This is a genomic window from Alkaliphilus sp. B6464, from assembly GCF_018141165.1.
Taxonomy (GTDB): Bacteria; Bacillota; Clostridia; order Peptostreptococcales; family Natronincolaceae; genus Alkaliphilus_B.
This window is the reverse complement of the sequence record NZ_CP058557.1, coordinates 1,722,052-1,741,371: the sequence shown is the minus strand read 5'-3', so window position 1 is coordinate 1,741,371 and position 19,320 is coordinate 1,722,052. Positions and strand designations below refer to the sequence as shown.

The 19,320-nt window shown below is 32.0% G+C and carries 19 protein-coding genes, 1 pseudogene and 1 riboswitch; of the genes and pseudogenes, 6 read left to right on the top strand and 14 right to left on the bottom strand.

The features are described from left to right. Nucleotides 1-147 precede the first annotated feature (147 nt). From guaA to HYG84_RS08395, 3 genes are all read right to left on the bottom strand, one after another. Nucleotides 148-1,680, bottom strand: coding sequence for a glutamine-hydrolyzing GMP synthase (gene guaA / locus HYG84_RS08405; RefSeq protein WP_212375707.1), 1,533 nt, complete (start codon nt 1,678-1,680; stop codon nt 148-150). Between the two features lie 16 nt (nt 1,681-1,696). Next, nucleotides 1,697-3,154 carry an IMP dehydrogenase gene (guaB, locus tag HYG84_RS08400; RefSeq protein ID WP_212375704.1) on the bottom strand — a complete coding sequence of 486 codons (1,458 nt, stop codon included), beginning with the start codon at nt 3,152-3,154 and terminating at the stop codon, nt 1,697-1,699. Between the two features lie 204 nt (nt 3,155-3,358). After that, nucleotides 3,359-3,460, bottom strand: a riboswitch (purine riboswitch). A gap of 130 nt (nt 3,461-3,590) precedes the next feature. Continuing rightward, a complete protein-coding gene (locus tag HYG84_RS08395; protein ID WP_212375701.1) occupies nt 3,591-4,685 on the bottom strand; it encodes an aldo/keto reductase in 1,095 nt (364 codons plus the stop codon). A gap of 188 nt (nt 4,686-4,873) precedes the next feature. On the opposite strand from HYG84_RS08395, the gene HYG84_RS08390 reads away from it, so the two are divergent. After that, a complete protein-coding gene (locus HYG84_RS08390) occupies nt 4,874-5,116 on the top strand; it encodes a hypothetical protein (protein ID WP_249168562.1) in 243 nt (80 codons plus the stop codon). A 46-nt stretch (nt 5,117-5,162) separates the two neighbouring features. Further along, on the top strand, nt 5,163-5,444 hold the full coding sequence (locus HYG84_RS08385) for a spore coat protein (RefSeq protein ID WP_212375699.1): 282 nt from the start codon (nt 5,163-5,165) through the stop codon (nt 5,442-5,444). A gap of 414 nt (nt 5,445-5,858) precedes the next feature. Here the strand turns inward: HYG84_RS08385 and HYG84_RS08380 are convergent, their stop codons facing one another. From HYG84_RS08380 to HYG84_RS08360, 5 genes and pseudogenes are all read right to left on the bottom strand, one after another. Beyond that, the gene (locus tag HYG84_RS08380) at nt 5,859-6,581 is read right to left on the bottom strand and encodes a TorD/DmsD family molecular chaperone (protein WP_212375695.1); all 723 of its coding nucleotides are present in this window, start codon (nt 6,579-6,581) and stop codon (nt 5,859-5,861) included. Nucleotides 6,582-6,730: 149 nt separating this feature from the next. After that, a complete protein-coding gene (locus HYG84_RS08375) occupies nt 6,731-7,303 on the bottom strand; it encodes a DMSO/selenate family reductase complex B subunit (RefSeq protein WP_212375692.1) in 573 nt (190 codons plus the stop codon). Between the two features lie 27 nt (nt 7,304-7,330). Then, entirely contained in the window at nt 7,331-9,700 is a 2,370-nt protein-coding gene (locus HYG84_RS08370) for a DMSO/selenate family reductase complex A subunit (RefSeq protein WP_212375689.1), read from the bottom strand. Nucleotides 9,701-9,971: 271 nt separating this feature from the next. Then, entirely contained in the window at nt 9,972-11,147 is a 1,176-nt protein-coding gene (locus tag HYG84_RS08365; RefSeq protein ID WP_212375687.1) for an ATP-binding protein, read from the bottom strand. Nucleotides 11,148-11,300: 153 nt separating this feature from the next. Next, a pseudogene (locus HYG84_RS08360) lies at nt 11,301-11,465 on the bottom strand (glycine/betaine/sarcosine/D-proline family reductase selenoprotein B); the annotation flags it as partial. A 53-nt stretch (nt 11,466-11,518) separates the two neighbouring features. Here HYG84_RS08360 and HYG84_RS20835 point away from each other — a divergent pair. Next, nucleotides 11,519-11,713 (top strand): sodium:solute symporter family transporter, encoded by a 195-nt coding sequence (locus tag HYG84_RS20835; RefSeq protein WP_212382134.1) that lies wholly within the window; start codon nt 11,519-11,521, stop codon nt 11,711-11,713. Nucleotides 11,714-11,884: 171 nt separating this feature from the next. On the opposite strand, the gene HYG84_RS08350 is transcribed toward HYG84_RS20835, so the two are convergent. Further along, a complete protein-coding gene (locus HYG84_RS08350) occupies nt 11,885-12,712 on the bottom strand; it encodes an Mrp/NBP35 family ATP-binding protein (protein WP_212375681.1) in 828 nt (275 codons plus the stop codon). Nucleotides 12,713-12,901: 189 nt separating this feature from the next. On the opposite strand from HYG84_RS08350, the gene HYG84_RS08345 reads away from it, so the two are divergent. Further along, nucleotides 12,902-13,294, top strand: a complete 393-nt coding sequence (locus HYG84_RS08345; protein WP_212375678.1) for a phage holin family protein — start codon at nt 12,902-12,904, stop codon at nt 13,292-13,294. Here HYG84_RS08345 and cwlD read toward each other — a convergent pair. Beyond that, nucleotides 13,272-13,991, bottom strand: coding sequence for an N-acetylmuramoyl-L-alanine amidase CwlD (gene cwlD, locus HYG84_RS08340; RefSeq protein WP_249168560.1), 720 nt, complete (start codon nt 13,989-13,991; stop codon nt 13,272-13,274). The two genes, HYG84_RS08345 and cwlD, sit on opposite strands and share 23 nt — an antisense overlap. Nucleotides 13,992-14,158: 167 nt before the next feature. Here cwlD and HYG84_RS08335 point away from each other — a divergent pair, with 167 nt between their 5' ends. After that, on the top strand, nt 14,159-14,383 hold the full coding sequence (locus tag HYG84_RS08335; protein WP_212375675.1) for a hypothetical protein: 225 nt from the start codon (nt 14,159-14,161) through the stop codon (nt 14,381-14,383). A gap of 604 nt (nt 14,384-14,987) precedes the next feature. Here HYG84_RS08335 and HYG84_RS08330 read toward each other — a convergent pair. Together HYG84_RS08330 and HYG84_RS20830 are read right to left on the bottom strand one after the other, a co-directional pair. Beyond that, the gene (locus tag HYG84_RS08330; RefSeq protein ID WP_212375672.1) at nt 14,988-15,917 is read right to left on the bottom strand and encodes a CsxC family protein; all 930 of its coding nucleotides are present in this window, start codon (nt 15,915-15,917) and stop codon (nt 14,988-14,990) included. A 913-nt stretch (nt 15,918-16,830) separates the two neighbouring features. Further along, nucleotides 16,831-16,983, bottom strand: a complete 153-nt coding sequence (locus HYG84_RS20830; RefSeq protein ID WP_442860803.1) for a hypothetical protein — start codon at nt 16,981-16,983, stop codon at nt 16,831-16,833. Between the two features lie 146 nt (nt 16,984-17,129). On the opposite strand from HYG84_RS20830, the gene HYG84_RS08325 reads away from it, so the two are divergent. Beyond that, complete coding sequence (locus HYG84_RS08325) at nt 17,130-17,870, top strand: N-acetylmuramoyl-L-alanine amidase family protein (protein ID WP_212375670.1); 741 nt, start codon at nt 17,130-17,132, stop codon at nt 17,868-17,870. A 112-nt stretch (nt 17,871-17,982) separates the two neighbouring features. On the opposite strand, the gene HYG84_RS08320 is transcribed toward HYG84_RS08325, so the two are convergent. Both HYG84_RS08320 and HYG84_RS08315 read right to left on the bottom strand, forming a co-directional pair. Next, nucleotides 17,983-18,522 (bottom strand): YhcN/YlaJ family sporulation lipoprotein, encoded by a 540-nt coding sequence (locus tag HYG84_RS08320; RefSeq protein WP_212375667.1) that lies wholly within the window; start codon nt 18,520-18,522, stop codon nt 17,983-17,985. A gap of 246 nt (nt 18,523-18,768) precedes the next feature. Next, nucleotides 18,769-19,128, bottom strand: coding sequence for a spore coat protein (locus tag HYG84_RS08315; RefSeq protein ID WP_212375664.1), 360 nt, complete (start codon nt 19,126-19,128; stop codon nt 18,769-18,771). Nucleotides 19,129-19,320 lie beyond the last annotated feature (192 nt).

The following is a 19,320-nucleotide window of genomic DNA, read 5'->3' as shown; positions in this document are numbered from 1 at the left end:
AGAATATGTAGAAGATGGGGATGAAATTTAAAATACCTATAAAAGTAGTTATGACCTTGTTTCAATTAACAAGTATCATAACTACTTAATTTTTTTATTAAATTATGTTTAATCTATTGGAAACATTGGTTTCACGTCTATCTACTTTTATTCCCACTCAACTGTAGCTGGTGGTTTAGAGGTAATATCATAAACTATCCTATTAACCCCTTCAACTTCATTAACAATTCGTCTTGACATATTCTCTAAAACTTCATAAGGAATTCGTGCCCAGTCTGCTGTCATAGCATCGGAGCTTGTAATAGCACGAATTCCAATTGTATGAGAATAAGTTCTCTCATCACCCATAACACCAACACTCTTAATATTAGGTAATACAGCAAAGTATTGCCATATTTCACGATCTAATCCTGCTTTTTTAATCTCATCCCGAACGATAGCATCAGCTTCACTCACAATGTTCAGCTTTTCTTCTGTTATCTCTCCTAATACCCTTACGGCTAGTCCTGGTCCTGGGAAAGGTTGTCTCCATACAATTTCTTCTGGTACGCCTAATTCTGTACCTACCATTCTAACTTCATCTTTAAAAAGGAATTTAAAAGGCTCAATCAACTCAAACTTCATATCCTCTGGTAAGCCCCCAACATTATGATGACTCTTAATAACTGATGCTGTTTCTGTTCCACTCTCAATAATATCTGGATATAGAGTACCTTGAACTAAGAATTCAAAATCTCCAAGTTTTTGAGATTCCTCTTCAAAAACACGGATAAATAACTCTCCAATATACTTTCTCTTTGTTTCTGGATCTGTTATACCTTTTAGTTTTTCTAAGAATCTATCCTTTGCATTAACACGAATAAAATTCATTTTAAATTGATTTTTAAAGATGTCTTCAACCCAATCCCCTTCATTTTTTCGAAGTAATCCATGATCTACAAATACACATGTTAGGTTATCACCGATTGCTTTATGAACAAGGACAGCTGCTACAGAAGAATCTACCCCACCAGATAAAGCACATAGAACTTTTCTATTTCCTACTAACTTTCTGATATCTTCTACTTCTTTTTCTATATAATTCCCCATTGTCCAATCTCCTTGACAATTACAGATTTCATATAGAAAGTTCTTTATAATATCTTTCCCTTTTTCTGTATGTTCTACTTCTGGATGAAATTGTACGGCGTAAAGTCCTCTTTTTTGATTTTCCATTGCAGCTACGGGACAATCTGAAGTTGTAGCACTAATTTCAAAATCAGAAGGTGCCGCTTCAATAAAATCAGTGTGACTCATCCAACAAATAGAGTCTTGTAGAATTCCTTTAAATAGCTTAGAGTCTTTATTCATTTGTAAAGCAGTTTTTCCATACTCTCTATTTTTAGCACGATTTACTTTTCCACCTAATGTATGAGCCATTAGTTGTCCACCATAGCAAATTCCCAAAACTGGAATTCCTAATTCAAAAATTTCTTTATCACATTGAGGAGCTTTTTCCCCATACACACTTGATGGCCCTCCAGTAAAGATTAATCCTTTTGGATCTTTAGCTTTAATTTCTTCAGCGCTTATTTTATAAGGAACAACTTCACAATAAATATTATGTTCCCTTACTCTACGTGCAATTAATTGATTATACTGACCGCCAAAATCTAATATTAATATTAATTCCTGTTTCATATAGGTCACCTCTTTCTTATTCGCTGATACTATAGTTAGGTGCTTCTTTTGTAATTATTATATCATGTGGATGGCTTTCACGAAGAGCAGCTCCGGTAATACGTACAAACTTACCATTTTCCTGTAGGTCTTTCGTAGTTGCAGTTCCGCAATAGCCCATGCTCGCTCTTAGCCCACCAATTAGTTGATAAATAGTTTCTCTAACATATCCTTTATAAGGCACTTTACCTTCTACACCTTCTGGTACTAACTTTTTATTATCCTGTTGGAAGTAACGATCCTTACTTCCTTTTTCCATAGATGCAATAGAACCCATACCTCTGTATACTTTAAAGCTTCTACCATTAAATATAATAGTCTCTCCTGGGCTCTCTTCTGTTCCAGCAAATAAAGAACCTATCATAACAGCACTTGCGCCAGCTGCAATCGCCTTTGGAATATCTCCTGAATACTTAATGCCACCATCTGCAATAACTGGAATACCATATTCATTTGCTACCTTTGCACAGTCATAAACAGCAGTAACTTGTGGTACACCTATTCCAGCAACTATTCTAGTTGTACAAATAGAACCCGGTCCAATACCTACTTTTATAGCGTCAACTCCTGCTTCAATTAGCTCTCTAGCTGCTTCTCCTGTTGCAATGTTTCCAGCAATAACTTGAAGATCTTTATACTTTTCTTTAACTTTTTTAACTGTTTCAATTACTCCTTTAGAATGTCCATGGGCAGTATCTATAACTATAACGTCTACTTTAGCCTTATATAATGCTTCTACTCTATCCATAATATCATTCGAAACTCCAACAGCAGCTCCTGCTAATAGTCGTCCGCTACTATCTTTCGCAGAATTTGGATATTGAATTGCCTTTTCTATATCTTTAATTGTAATTAATCCCTTTAACATTCCATTTCCATCCACAATAGGTAGCTTTTCAATTTTATGTGCCATTAGAATTTTTTGTGCTTCATCCATAGAGATTCCTTCTCTTGCAGTAATTAGATTGTCCTTTGTCATAGCATCACTAATTTTCTTTTTATGGTTTGTTTCAAAACGAATATCTCTATTAGTAATAATCCCTACAAGCTTACCTGCTTCTGTAATTGGCACTCCAGAAATTCTATATCTTGCCATTAATTCTAAGGCATCCTCTATTATATGATCTGGAGATAAAAAGAATGGATCTACAATAACACCGTGCTCACTTCTTTTAACCTTATCTACCTCTAGTGCTTGCTCTTCTATAGACATGTTTTTATGGATAATTCCAATTCCGCCTTCTCTTGCCATAGAAATAGCCATCTTCGCCTCTGTTACCGTGTCCATTCCTGCACTCATAAGTGGAATATTAAGTTTTATTTTTTTAGTTAAATATGTTGAAACATCTACTTGGTTTGGCAATACCTCAGACTTTGATGGAATTAATAGTACGTCATCAAAGGTTATACCTTCTTTTACAATTTTATCTTCCATAATTCTCTCCTCCATTCTATTATTTTCATCTTTTATATAAAAATAAATTTTAAACACAAAAACCCATATAGTAATTTCTCTCTATAGATATAACCTTAGAGTGAAATTATTATACGGGTTTAATGAAACTAATATTGATTATACTAATATATAGGATTAATAAATACAACCTATATTGCATATAAACAAATAGATCCAGCTTTTCAGTATAATAATTCCACTCATAGTCGAATGATTATCGGTCATCCGGTAGATACTTCCGAACCATATTATCGGTATTATATGAGTGATATTTTTTTTAAAAATATTCTACAAAATATAAAGTTTTCTACTGTCTAATAAGATTGTTTCATAATAAAATATCAAATTATAATTATCTTGTCAAGTGCTTTGTTTTATGATTGTATTTTCTGAGTATTCAATCTTCATTGTAATCTTAATATTTTAAAGCTATCTCCTTCAATCTCTCAATAATAGGAAGTTTTTGTGTACAAAGAGTCTCGCAAAGGCCACACGCTATACAATCGGCAGCTGTACTGGCTCCATCTTTTAAAACACCTTGATCCTTAAACCAATTAATACGTTTCTTAGTTTCGTTTTCATCCTTTAATAAAGAAAGATTGTAGGCTTCCATGTAGGAAGGTATTTTTATCTTTTGAGGGCATTTACTACAATAGCCACAGGTAGTACATAGTAAGTTCATACTGTCTGTAATTCGACTTTTAATTTCTTTTAGTTTTTCATCTGAAACTATAAGTGGGTAGTCTGCTACATTTACATTTTCCTCTACCTCTTCAATAGTTTTCATACCAGCTAACACTACTGTAATTCCTTTCTGTGCTGCATTAAATCTTAGTGCTGCTTGAGACACTGTTTCATCTTCTCTCTCTCTAATAAAATCGAAATAATCCCTATGTTGAGGAATTAATCCTCCACCTTGAGGATTCATTGTAACTACACCTAAGTTATGTTCAAATGCAGCTTCTACCCCTTCCTGCCTATAGGGATGGTTTACTAAATTATAACCTAAAAGTACACCTTCAAACACATTATCCTCAATAATCTTACGTATATCCTCACCCTTACAGTGGGTCGAAAATACCAAATGCTCAATTAGTCCCTCTTCCTTGGCCTTTAGAGCACCTTCGTATGGTCCTCCCGGAGCCATTATATTATGGTATTGATCTAAATCCATAACGCACCACATATGAAAGAAATTAATTTTTTCTATACCCATGACTTTAAGTGAGTTTTCTATTCTCCAGCGAACTTGATCCGCAGTTTTTTCCTTATTTATGCTACTTTTTGTAGATACAAAGTATTGTCCAGGCATATTTTTAAATGCTTGTCCGAATATTGCTTCGCTTCTATCGTCGCAATAGCCTGGAGCAGTATCAAAATAGTTAATCCCTAGGGCGTTAGCCCTTCTAACTACCTCTGCGCTATAGTCATTATCTTCCCCAAAACGCATTCCGCCAAATCCAATAACCGAGACCTTTTTCCTTGTCTTACCATATTCGCGATAAATCATTAAATCTCCCCCTTATTTATTTACTACATAAATAATATTATACAATATTTCAAATTATTTTTCTATTTTTTGTAATGCAAATAATAATTTACCACAACTGTATTGTTTTCCAGCTATATGTTTTTAATTTTTTCAAATAATAATATTGGAATACAATAAACTTACTTGATAAGGAGGTAATTGATAAAATGACAAATACTATGCAAGATCAAATGAATACTCCAGTAGGGCAAGGAAGCAAAAAACTTGATTCTAATAATTTAAAAGTACTGGAGGATCAGTTAAATCATGAATCTCTAATGACAAAAAAATTTAGCAACTATGCTAGCTATTGTACTGATACTGAACTGAAAAACCTTTGTCAACAAGCGTCTCAAAAGCATAAGCAGCACTATAATGAGCTATTAAACTATTTGAATTCTCACCAATAATTAGTATGGCAATATGAATTATATAATATATTAGGGAGGTTTTTTTATGCAAATGAATCATCCAACATTTACAGAAAAGGAATTGATGAATGACTTGTTAACTTCCGAAAAACAAGTAACTTCTGCATATAACGTAGGAATAACCGAAGCATCTTGCACTAATTTAAGACAGCATTTAACTAAATGCTTAACAGATACACAAGAAATTCAATATCAAATATTTAATGCAATGAAGCAAAGAGGATGGTATCAAACTAAGCCAGCTCAAAGTCAAGATGTTCAAAGCGCAAAAACAAAATATAACCAAATGAAAAGCGAACTGCAATAATATTAAAAAGGGCTGTCTCAAAATAGATAATTAACCTAGGGCTGAGACGCCCTTTTTTTCTGCAAAAAGTAAAAAAGACAAACTCCGAAGAATCTATCTCTTTGGTATAATATAATCGCCACAACTATTTTATACCAAATGAATTTAAAGATAGACAAGAAAAATATGACAGTAATAATTCTGTATTTGACGGATTTAGTATCTGTTGAAGTCATTTTTCTTTTGAAAAATTATGGCAACTTTAGTACATTTATCAAATCAAAGAGAAATATTTTTATAAAACTATCATTTCTTCAACAAAAAATAGAAACCCCCTAGTGTAAGGTCTCTATTTCTTTAAAATACTTCTTTATCTTAGTTTGCTTCTTTGTCTTTCCTTTTAACTGCTTTAATATTTTATTATTCTAACACCCTTTATTTCTGAAATTCATCTATTTGCGTAATAAGTTCTTCTAATATGTGTCTATCCATTTTTAAATAATAAGGAGTAAAAAGTGCCATTCCTTTATAAAGATCTATGTTAACATTATCCTTTAGCATTCCACAAAATTCATCTATCCAGATTAATAGATGCTTTTCTAAAAAAGTTTTTTGTCCATTCAAAATTTCTTTTGCTTTTTCTATATCACTCTCTTCTAGAGCTTCTATTGTTCTTTTGTTTAATATAGATATAAATTCTAATTCTAAGCCAATATGATCATCTGGTTGCTTGTCTTCTTCACTTAGCTTTACGCCCCATTTTCTATAAAATTCTCTTACAGCTAAGGTATGTTCATCCAAAATAATTCTTTCGTCACTCCTATACACTGATTCCCAAGGAGGTGCCGGTAGGTGACCTGGTCCATAAAATAATGTTTCATACTGTCTCTTTATGCTCAATTTTTCTTCATCACTTAACTTAGGGGACTTATGGATAAAATCTGCTAAAATTTTTATGCCTTCATGATCTTCTCCTAATTCCTTTAGGGTTTGAAATAAGTTATTTTCCATTAATTTTTCCAATGCTTTAAAATCAGGTTCTTTGTAAAAATATTTTGCTAAAAAATTATACATCCAACCTCTAGATTTTAATATATGATCTAATGGTAGTGTCTCAAAGTTAAGCATTTCTGATTTAGCTTTAATATCTGCAGTCATAAAAAACCTCCTTTTAATTGCATAAACTTCCATATAGGTATTTACTAGGTATGTATTCACTAGTATACCCTAACATCTTTAGATTTAATTTCATAGTTCTATATAAATAGAGGTGTTATAGTTTAACACCTCTATTTACGTAGGGTTTCTTATCTTACCGCATTCTTATGTGGCACAATAACTATTGATGGTTCTGTACTTGTTTCAGCAAAATCTTGAGTTTTATTAGTTCCTTTGTATTTATTTTTTAGCTCCTCAATAGGACCACTGTGAAGTGCTCGTAGCGGGCAAGCAGCTACGCATTGTGGTTCTTTTCCTTGCTGTATTAAATCAATACAATAGTTGCATTTTCCCATTTTGCCTTCTTCTATTAATTGTGGTGCATCATACGGGCAGTTTTGTTTACACACACCACAGCCAATACATTTTTCTTGATCAATTAATACAATACCATCTTGTTCTCTTTTATACATAGCTCCTGTAGGACAGGCTTCCACGCAGGAAGGATTAACACAATGGTTACAAGACATACTTGTCCAGTATGCATAAACATTTTGTTTTAATCCATTACCTTCACGTGTATAATTACCTCCTTCACTTTCAGTAACCTTCCTCCATAGCTGTCCTAATTCCAAATTATTTTTATCTTTACAAGCGACTTGACACGCTTTACAACCAGTACATAGATGTTGCTCTATACAAAATCCTAATTGTTCTGACATAACTCATACCTCCTTATACTAAGCTATTTATATACTTTCAATTTCTACTAAATTAGTATGCTGCGGATTACCCTTAGCTAGTGGTGTCGGCTTATGACTGGTAAGGGTATTAATATTTCCTCTACGATCGATACCATCTTTATCTGGATCGTACCAAGCACCTTGAGGCATGCTAGTTACACCTGGCATGATTCTAGTCGTTACTTTTGCAGGTAGAATCACCACTCCACGATCATTAAAAACCTTAACCATCTGTCCATTCTGTATACCTCTCGCCTCTGCATCTTGTGTATTAATCCAAATAGATTGAGCTTCTACTTCCTCAGCCCATGGATTGTTATCATGAGTAGAGTGACAACGTCTCTTAGTATGATGTCCAATACATTGTAGAGGATATTTCTTAGTTAATGGATCTTCTGGTCCTTCCCATGAAGAAATGTACTTAGGTACTGCTGGAATTTCTGCAGGATTCTTCATATCATAAAGACGCTTAGAGAATATTTCTATTTTTCCAGATGGTGTTGGGAATGGATTATTTTCTGGATCTTCAATTTGAGCTTTAAACGCTACCAGTGGCTCGTCATATGTCCATTTATAAATACCGCGAGCTTTAAATTCTTCATAGCTTGGGAATTCTGGATGATTATTCTTAATTCCCTCTACTATCCATTTACACCAATCTTCTATTGTTTCCTTACCTTCAGTAAACTCTTCTCTTATTCCTAATCTATCAGCTACTTCAATTAGCCATTCATATTCAAACTTACACTCAAAAGGAGGATCTACTACTTTATTGGCATACACTACAAAATCCCCTGAATTCCAAGGAGTAGTGATATTATTTCTTTCAAACATAGAGTTAGCAGGAAGTAATATATCAGCAAATTTTGCACTAGGTGTCATAAATATATCGCTTACTACAATAAATTCTACTTTGCTCTCATCCTTTAAAATTTCTGCTGTTTTATTACAATCAGAATGCTGATTAAGCAAAGTGTTTCCAGCTAAGTTATAAATAAGCTTAATGTTGCTAGGTAGCTTATCTACACCAGTTACTCCATCTTTTGCTCCCATTTCTGTTCCTCGAACAATGGCATCTGTCCATAAAAACACTGGAATTTTTCCTGGGAAAGGATTTTCTGGGATTGGTACACTTGGTATGCTTTGTCTTCCAGCATTTCCAGCGCCAGATGCCCATCCCCCATTAATTCCTACATTTCCTGTCATAGTAGCTAATACTGTAGCTCCCCTAACAATTTGTTCTCCATGAGCATTTCTTTGTGGTCCCCATCCTTGTATTAGTGCCGCTGGTTTTGTAGTAGCATATTCTCTAGCTAACTTTATTATAGTTTCTGCTGGGGTTTTAGAAATTTTTTCTGCCCACTCAGGTGTCTTAGGTATACCGTCTGCTTCTCCTAAAACATAGGACTTGTAAGATTCCTTACCGTCAATCCCTTCAGGCATATGTTCACCATCGAAACCTACTGTATATTTATTTAAAAAGTCTTCATCATGTAAATTTTCTGTAATCATCACATAAGCCATAGCATCCATAACAGCGTTATCTGTGCCTGGTAAAATCGGAACCCATTCATCCGCAAAAGCAATAGCAGTATCGCTATATCTAGGATCTACAACTATAATTTTTACTCCTGCTTCCTTAGCTCTTCTTAAATGATATAACGTTGTACCAAAAATACTTTCTGCTGGGTTATGTCCCCAAAGTATAATTAATTTAGAATTTACCCAGTCGTCAGGAGTATTTCCAGTTGAACTAGTACCATACGTATAAGGCGTTGCTTGTGCAGTACAAGCAGTACTATAGCTATTATAGTATCCCAAGTGCCCTCCATCTAAAGCTAATAGTCTTTGACATAAGGTGTTTCCTCTAATAGTTGCACTGACACCGGAGGCATAATGTACAAAACGAGAAGCTGGACCATATTCTTCTTTGATACGCTTAGTTTCGGAAGCAATAATATCTATAGCTTCTTCCCAAGTAATTCGTTCAAATTCTCCCTCTCCTCTTTTTCCTACTCTTTTCATAGGATATTTTAATCTATCTGGATGGAAAACTGTTTTACGATAGCTTCTTCCTCTGACACAAGCTCTAACTTGAGGAGATTTAGGATCATCTGGTTCGTCGTCAGTGCTTAACCTTACAACTACACCGTCTTTTACATGTGCCTTAATAACACATCTACCACCACAGTTGTTAGTTCCAGCTGTAGGAATTATTTCTATTCCTTCATCTACGTTAATTATAGAATCTGTAGCAGTATCTTCTTCTAGCCCTTCATTACCACACCCTCCTAATACAACAGATCCTCCAACAATTCCACACATCTTTAAAAAAGATCTTCTTGATAAGTCAAATTTGTTTTTAATTTTATTCACTCTTCATTCCTCCTTCTGTGTTTCTTGAAATACTTTCCATTTAGGAACTATCTGCAAAGCATTTGTTATTTTATAAACCAACTACGTTTTAATTTTAACATTTTCTGTGATAAGATTAAAGCTTTAATGTGACAAAATTTGATATTTTTTATCATAATGTGGTAAAATTCGACATTTTTTATCATTTCGATAAAAGCACATAAAGTTTTGAGTATTTTACTCAAAACTTTATGTGCTTTTTTTCTATCTATTCTCCATAAAAAAATATTACTTACTTGTTTTTGCAGGAAAAACATATCTCTGCTTCTTCATTAACTACAATACTTTTACCACAGCTTTTGCAATGCTTTTTTTCTTCTTTTGCTAAAATTGCCTTATCTTTATTTCTTATTGATACTAGACTGCTTGGCTCTAATACTAATCCTTTATAATAACATGCATCTACACAAAGTCCACAGCCTGTACAGTATCCATTATCCATAAATATTCCTTGTCCTTCAATATATTGTAAAGCTCCTACAGGACAAAGCTTAATACATGCTTTGCAAAAATAACAATCGTCTTTCAAAATAGGACTTAAATGAAAACTACTTGATACTTCTAATACTTCCTTATCCATCTTCTTTTCTAGTACTAGCTGTAACAATCTTAAACGATTTGTTAATATTTGAGATGAATCTAATCCTCTATTATTATTCTTTACAGAAACACCTATAAGATTATCTAAGATTGTTTTGGGTGCATTTTTAACTTCAGCTGCCATAAAGCCAAAAAATTGTCTACGCTCTAAGTCTACTTTATTTTCTTTATCCCCTTTTTTAGGTGGTACTATTTTAGGCGATGTGTGGTTATGTTTTATAGCATTTTCTGATACTGACAGTGCTTCCCTTAATGTCATTACTTTTTCTAATTGACCTAAATAAGTCTTTATTCCACTCCTTACAGTGCAAGCATTGCATTTTTCTTCTCTATAAATAATATAAACTGGAAATTCTAACAAGCTCACCGCTAAGAGAAATTCTAGAGACAAACTGCCTAAGCATGGTACTTTAATAGCTTTTGAAGACACTTCCTTGTTTAAGTGACAGCTCAAAACAACCGTTCCCCCACCCTCACCTATACTTTTTATTTTATTTAGTAAACCTATTTCTGTTGGTTCCTGTAACTCAATAGCTCCTAAAGGACAGTTAGATGCGCATAAACCACATTCTAAGCAATTATCATCAAAGAGAATTTGTTTTTGCTTTCTATTAATCTTAATTGCACCTTGTGGACAGTTGGTTTCACATATAGTGCATTTACTTTGGGGGGAATTTATTTTGCAGCATCTATTAGCATCTACAGACAATGGGGCTATGCGAGCTGTTACAGAGTTTATAATTTTTTCTAAATTAATTATCCTCACCCCTTCTATTTTTAAAAAATTTACCCTTATTTCAAATGACATAAAGCCATATAATCAGTTCAATATTTCTAAAACTACTTATACAGCTTTATTCATTAAATAACTACTTTTATTTATCTAATCAGACTTATATGCATTAAAACAATTTTATCTACCTCATTTTACATTTTACAGGATATCATATTAATGTCAATATTACTTATATAGATTACTTCTTAAATCTAACTCTTTATTCTTCGGCATATTAGGCTTACCTACAGGATAAGGTATAGCTATAGTTGGAACTATTCTATTGGCCCCTACAGATTGAGAAATAGTTGTTATTGTAGACATATGAACTATAGGAATACCATATCTCTCCTTTAGTAGCTCAATTTAAAGGTGCTGCTATACTTCTATAATCTTTTACAAATATTCCATTTAATACTGGTATTTTTATCTTCTCAGTAATAATAGCTTTCTATTGTGCAACAGGCGGTCTTTGTTCCGTAATGTGGACATCTTTAATACAAGGTATGCCTATGTTTTTTATAGAAGCTATTCTTGTATATACTGCTTTAAAGGCAGTTGGCGGGTTTAATAGAATTGAAAGTTCTTTAACAAAGTAATTTTGCATCTTCATAGTACTGAATGTACTAAACTTCTTTATTTTTTGTAAATATCTTTTAAATTTCATATTTCATATTCCTAAATTTTAAATTGGCTTTTATATTAAAAATAAAATACCTAGGGTTTATCATCTAATTAAACCATCTAGGCATTTTATTTGTACAATATCTTTATTTTAATTTTTTAACTAATTTATCTGCTATTTCATCAAAAATAGTGCTCTTATATTCAAACACCCTACCACGGTCTGATAGTTCTACAAACTCTTTTTCAATTGCAATATTCCCTAAAAAATCAATTCCAAGCTCATTTGCTACTTCTTCTGTTTTTCCTTCTCCAAATAAATAGTACGGTTCTGGATATGATGGTGGCTGTACATAGCTCATGTTTTCTATTAAACCTATAACCGGTATATTCATTTTTTCTGCCATATTAATACCCTTAGTTACAATCATAGAAACAAGACTTTGAGGTGATGTTACCATTACAATACCCTCTATAGGAATAGACTGCATTACTGTAAGAGCCACATCTCCTGTACCTGGTGGGAAATCAATTAGCAAATAGTCCAGTTCTCCCCATGCAACATCTGTCCAAAATTGTTTTACTACACCACCAACTACAGGACCTCTCCAAATTACAGGTTCTGTTTCATTTGGTAGCAACAAATTCATCGACATTACCTTTACACCATTTTCTGCTATAATAGGCACAATGCTCTGATCCAATTGTCTAGCGGGTCCTTTTAGACCAAATAACTTTGGAATACTAGGTCCTGTTATGTCACCATCTAAAATACCTACTAAATATCCTTTTTTAGCTAAGGCCGATGCCAGCATTGATGTAACTGATGATTTACCAACACCTCCTTTACCACTCATAATACCAATAACATTTTTTATGCTACTAAATTTATTTTCTTTTTCTGGCACAATACAACTATTAGAAGTACATTTGCCTTCAACACTATATGAGCATCCATTACATTTATCACTCATCTTTAGTTCCTCCAATACAGCTAAATTTTACTATAATTTCAGTATACCCCTAATAAACAAGTTAATCCATCACAATATTAATGATTTAAATAAGAAGATATTCTATTATAAGAATAAATTTAATCAATTCTACAGATAATTATATTAGGCTACAAGCTAACTATAATTATTTTGTAAAGGAGTGTTTATATGTCTGAAGAACGAGACAACAATAGAACAGAACGTACTGATAACAGAACACAACATGCTGATGGTTGGGGGAGTTTAATATTAAGAGTTATACTTTCCGCCATAGTCCTATCAGTTGCCGCATTCCTTACTCCAGGTTTTACTATTCGCGGCATTTGGGCAGTATTGCTAGCAGCTGTAGTTATTTCAGTTGTTGATTATTTAATTCAAAGAATGACAGGCCTACATGCTTCACCTTTTGGTAGAGGATTTTCTGGTTTTATTATATCCGCAATTGTGCTTTATGGAACCCAATTTTTGATACCTACTATGAGAGTCACAATGTGGGGAGCTATTTTGGGTGCACTTGCAATAGGTATAATAGATATGATTATCCCTGGACAGACATTTTAAAATATCTTTGAAGTCCTACATAAATAGACCATGCAATTTTTTGCTGGTAATGTGGGTCATTTAGTTTTTGCTCCTCCTGAGGGTTAGACAAAAAACCACATTCTATTAGAACTGTGGGGATGTCTAACTCTTTTATTATATAAACAGAATCATTTTCTAAAGGTACCCTTCTATTATCGTTGTCTAATACTCTAACCAATTCTTCCTGAATCATATTAGCCAATTGCTTTCCACTCTCATTATTCTTTGGATAGAAGGTTTGAGCACCATAGTACTTAGATTGTGTAAAACTATTTACGTGAATAGATAAAAAAACATGTGGTGCATTTTCTATTACAATATTTTTCCTATTTGTTAAGTCTACGCTTTTCATCTTTCTATTGCTACCATCATCTATATATAAATCAATATCCTCTTCCCTAGTCATAATTACAATAGAACCACTTTGTTCTAAATATTCACGTAGATATAATGATATTGCTAAATTAATTTCCTTTTCATGCTTACCATTATGTCCTAATTTGCCAGGGTCGAACCCACCATGCCCAGGGTCTATAACTATTACTTTAGCTGTAGTAGGAATACTATACGTCTCTATAGATTTATAATAATTAAATGACGCAATTAATACTGTGATTGAAATCAATAATAGACAAATTCTAATTATCCAATACTTACGTACAATAATTAATCTCAACTTCTAATTCCTCCTTCCTTTGCTTTATCTTTATTGCTTATTATTATATGAATTGTATAGGTTGTTTCACTACATAATTAATTAATTATTCATCCATATATAATTGATTAATAATTTAGTAGTTTAAGGGGAAAATATATTTGAAAATATACGTTAGGAGGATACAAATGGAAAATAATAAAGATAAAAAACATGTAATAGATCAAATGAATCAATTAAAGATGCACAATGATAAGATTAAAGAGTGCTTGTCAGCAATACAATTGTTAATGGTAGATAACAATAATAGTCGCATTAAAGATGAATCTGTAACAAATGAACTTGATAATTTATCAAAACAAATAAATTCTATATCTACATCAATTAATACTATTGAAAGAAGTTTAAGCTAATATATTTCGACATATTTATTTATAATATGATTATTTCCTGGGAAATTTTTATTTTTTCATTCAAAAATTACAGCTTGCAATGAGAAAGTTTGCATATTATTAATCGACAGTTGTCTAATACTCTGGAATAAAATATAGAAACAAAGAAGTCCCCCAAGCATCAGTATTTGGGGGATTTTGTATTTTAAAAATACTATCTCCTTGAGAATTTTATGTGTTGAATTTTACATTTGCAAATCCTTCAACCTTATTTGTTAGTTGTTAGTTGTAAGTTAATTTTGATAAATTTTTTGTAAAGTTTTATAAAACTCTAAATTCAATTCTAAGTAGTTTCATCCTCGAAATGGTGTAATTTATAAGCACCTATAAAATAATTTAATACAAACTAATCTGATGCGTTGTTTAATTAATACATTAAATCTTATTTGTAATTTTCTATTTTTTTGTTTTTTAATATATTTTCAACAAATCCTTCACACATTTTTATACGCAACATAGTATGGAAGTATAATATATTTTTCTCCAGTGTTCTTTTTTATCTAAGAAATAAAATAGGGTATGTAGCTTTACATACCCTATTAGTAAAATATTATTCTTGATATGTTTAGTAAACTCTACAGTCTTCTTGCTCTCTTAGACATTCTCTATGACGTTCTCGTTCTCTCGGGCATTCTCTATGATGTTCTCGCTCTCTTGGGCATTCTTCTTCCCTTGGACATTCTATACTACTGGTTCGACCAATTGCAACCTGTCTATTTTGTAAAAGTTTAAGTGTAATAGCTATAACCATTTTTTCCTCAATTTTTGTGAATACTTTTTCGCCTACAGGTAGGTGCATATGATGTGGATGTTCACGATGTATAAACTCGTCGAACTCAACAATTTTAGCACTTATTAATTCACAAAATACTAGTTCATTAAAAAATTCTGTGCTGACTTGATTAAATTCTGATAAATCTCCTGATAATAGTCTATCTTTTTCAGCAAAATCATTTGATAATTCTTTTGATGTAAAGAATTCAAATTCATTTGATGTATTAGTAACAATAGGTGCTGGACAAGTACCATTAAATCTAACTACTGTTGTACATTCAAATGGAACATCTACTGTGCAGTGACGAATGTCTCCACACATTCCATGACGACTTGAGCATTCTCTTGTTGCGAATTCAATGTTTTTACGAACAAATCCTTTAATAAATAAAATGTCAGTACCTTGTATAAGCATACATTGAACTATTTTTATCTTTTTCTTAATCCTTTTAATTTCAATAGCCGGCTCAGGTAGATCAATTTTTGCATTAACATTGAACCGAACTGTTAACTCAGCTAAAACTACTGGTATTTTCGCTACAACACCTGCTCTAATTGGGTTTAATCTTACTGGATTACTGTCGCAATCTCCTAGAGTTTCAGCTTTAACTTCAACGCAAGATGTCTCACATTCAGTTTTTTTGTGTACTATAGCATTTTCAAATCTATTATTATGACAATCTACATCTCTTTTATTTACGAAAACTTCTCTATTATTCAATTTAATTTCCTCCTATCAGTCTTTTATGATGTCTAAAATCCTATTGTCCTTTTACCTAGTACATAGTATTCTGTCATTATATTTTGGTGAATTTTATTTTAAAACTTTTTAGGTTACCTGAGTTTACACAGCATTTCTTTACAATCATTCATTTTAAAACCATGGTACAGCAATATTTGATTATATTAAATGACTGGACATGAAGGTATTCTAGCTAGAACCAGTTTTTTATTAGAAAAGTTGCTTACCGCTTTGCTTCTTTCCCAATACAAGTATATTGTAGACTTGAAAAAATGTTCATATAAAGATTTTAAAAAATGTGAATCTCTAGCTCGACCATATTTAAAAATATTTGTACAAATCAAGGTATTAATATGATTTTGTTCTATAATACACATTAGATGATGTTCATTGCCACAAAACCACCTTTACTACTTTAATTTAAGATACTTTATCACCTTTAGTGTAAGAGGTTATTTAGGCAATTTGTCGTTACTAGACAAATTGCCTAAATAATCTAAACCAGTCTTTTAATCTGTTATATATGAAAATTATCAGTTGTTTCATAAGAAAATGGGTAGAGTTTTATTGATCAAATAAGCATGTATTATAGCATATTATTTTTTTATTTATACACATTAAAAAACAGGGTAAAGCCTAAGCTCTACCCTATTTCGGTTAATTCATCTTTTTAGCAGAAGAAAAACCCACATCCGCAAAATAGCACAATAATCAATAAGAAGAAGAACAGCATACTTTCTCGCATATATTGCGCCCACCTTTTCAAATTTTAAGTAGTGCTAAATATACAATTTTTTTCTCTTTCAGCCCTAAGGCTATCTATAGTTGTAATATATTATGAAATTATCTATAAGTTGTTCTATATTTTTCTATAAAAATAAAAAGGGGAAGGCTAAGGTACCCCAACATTAATAAATACCCTAAAAATCAATATTTGAGGGATTTTGTATTTTATAAATATTATCTCTTTGATAATTTTATATATTGTATTTATAATTTGTGGTGTGAATTCAGAATATGGCCCATCATCAAATGTTAGAGCTATAACCTTTTCTTCTCTTACCCCTTGCGTAATTACATGATTGTAATCAGTTTTTCACTTTTGTTAGATTTCATTTCTTATATCCCTCCAATTCTATATAAATTATATGAGCATATAATAGATTATATGATTTTATAAGGAGTGAGTACATGCATAAAAAGCCTATCATAATAATTATTGGGTCTTATAAAAAAAGAGCTATCCTTTTTTGCATTCTACTTATATCTCTACTAATTCTTTCTATGTTTATTTTTAATATTTCTCATCCTGTTTTTAATAACACTTCTTCAAAACCCATTGTCATAGACCCTGGCCATGGTGGAATAGATGGTGGATCTAGTCATAATGATTTATTAGAGAAGAATATTAATCTAGAAGTATCATTAAAATTAAAAAAAATTCTATCTGATAAAAATATAAGAGTTGTTATGACAAGGGATAAAGATATATCTCTTGAATCTAAGAGTGATCTAAAGTCATCAAGATATAGAAGAGACTTGAATGCTAGGAAGAGTATTATTGATAAAAACAATGCTGAGTTATTCGTCAGTATTCATGTAAATGCCCATCCTAAAAATACTAAAGCCCAAGGGGTTCAGGTAATTCACTATCCCGAATCAAGAGATAGTGAGCATTTGGCTAAGGAAATTTCCGATTCAATCAATAAGATAGTTTTTAATGAATTTTTAAAAACAGAACAAATTAAGGCAGAAGTATTGACTGGAAATTTCTATGTACTAAGAGAATCTAAGTCTCCAGGTGTTATAGTAGAAATAGGATTTATAACAACCCCTGAAGATAGAGAACTTATTCAAAATGAAGATTATCAATATAAAATGGTTACAGCTATTGCTCAAGGAATTATTGAATATATAGCAAATAGAAATTAAAACTTTAAAATAATATATAACAAAACACTCTTTTTTGAATTATATAGATCTTATCAGAAAGGAGTGTTTTATTATTATTTTCTATACATTTTATGCTTTTTACTCTTAAATCTTAGGTTCTAGGAACCGGTTTTCTAAACATTTCTTCTAGCTCAGTAATAAATCCTGTTATTGGTTTTCCTTGTTCTACATCTCTTACATAATCTCTCAATCTGTTAGATACATGTTCCTCCTCTGATACATGAACAGTAGTAATATTAGTGTCTCTTTTCTTAACCTTTTCAATTATTTCATCTTTTATCCTAGTTATTTCTTTTTCATTTCCTTTAAGACTGGCAACTAATTCTACTCCAACATAAGCAGTTTTATCATGAATCAATACAGTAGCTTCTTTTACATCTTTTACTTTTTTTACTTCTTCAGCTATATCTTTCTGAATTTTTCCTTCTTCATTCACAGCAGTTTGCGTCTTGGAAGGTGGTGTCTTAGATTTTGCTGGAGCTGTTTCTTCGGTTGTTCTTTCTGTTGCTTTTTCAGTAGTAGTTTTAGTTCTTTCATTTATTGGTCTTTTGGCAGTACGACAGCCCACTAATCCAATAATAATCACTAGCAAAATAGTAATAAACTTGAGTGGCTTTTTCCATGATTTCATATGTATTCTCCTTTCATATCTTATAAATAACATTACTAATACGTTAATATTTTGCTATATAACACATAATTTATACGATGAAAATATTTCCAAAGCTAAAAAGCAACTAAGCTAACTAAAAGTTAGCCTAGTTGCGCTATTATATTGTGATATCTTTACACAAAATTTTAAAAACAGGGTAGCCTAAGCTACCCCATAATTTCTTTCATCCTTACATTCAGAAACTCTCACTCTAACACAATTTGATTAAACAATAGTACATAAAGGTACTCTAACTAAAACAAGACGGTCAGTTGCATTTTCCACACTAAATACTACGAATACATTTGCACCTACTACGAATGCGCAAATAATCTCTACTTCTCTTCCTGTAGGAATTGTGGTAACTATTTGACAACGCATAACTCCCGCTGCTATTAGTATTGCTGCTTCAGCTGCTGTTATCTCCCTTATAGTAAATTGTTCAATCTCTGTACCCTCAATCTCTATTTCCACGAGCAGGAAAAATCTCCCATCTATTTGAGCTACACATGATGTTATTGTGAAAATTGGATCTTTGCATGGCTTGTTGCATCTTTGTGTATTAATTTCTTGACTATAATCCATTATTTTCGCCTTCCCTTTTTTTATATTAGAAAAGTTGCTTACTGCTTTGCTTCTTTCCCAATACAAGTATATTACGAGCTTGAAAAAGTGTTCCTATAAAAATTTTGTTAGTTGTGTGTTAGTTGTAAGTAAAATTTCATGTATTTCAATATGGTTTTGGGCATAAAGAAACCCCTCAAATTCAGCATTTGA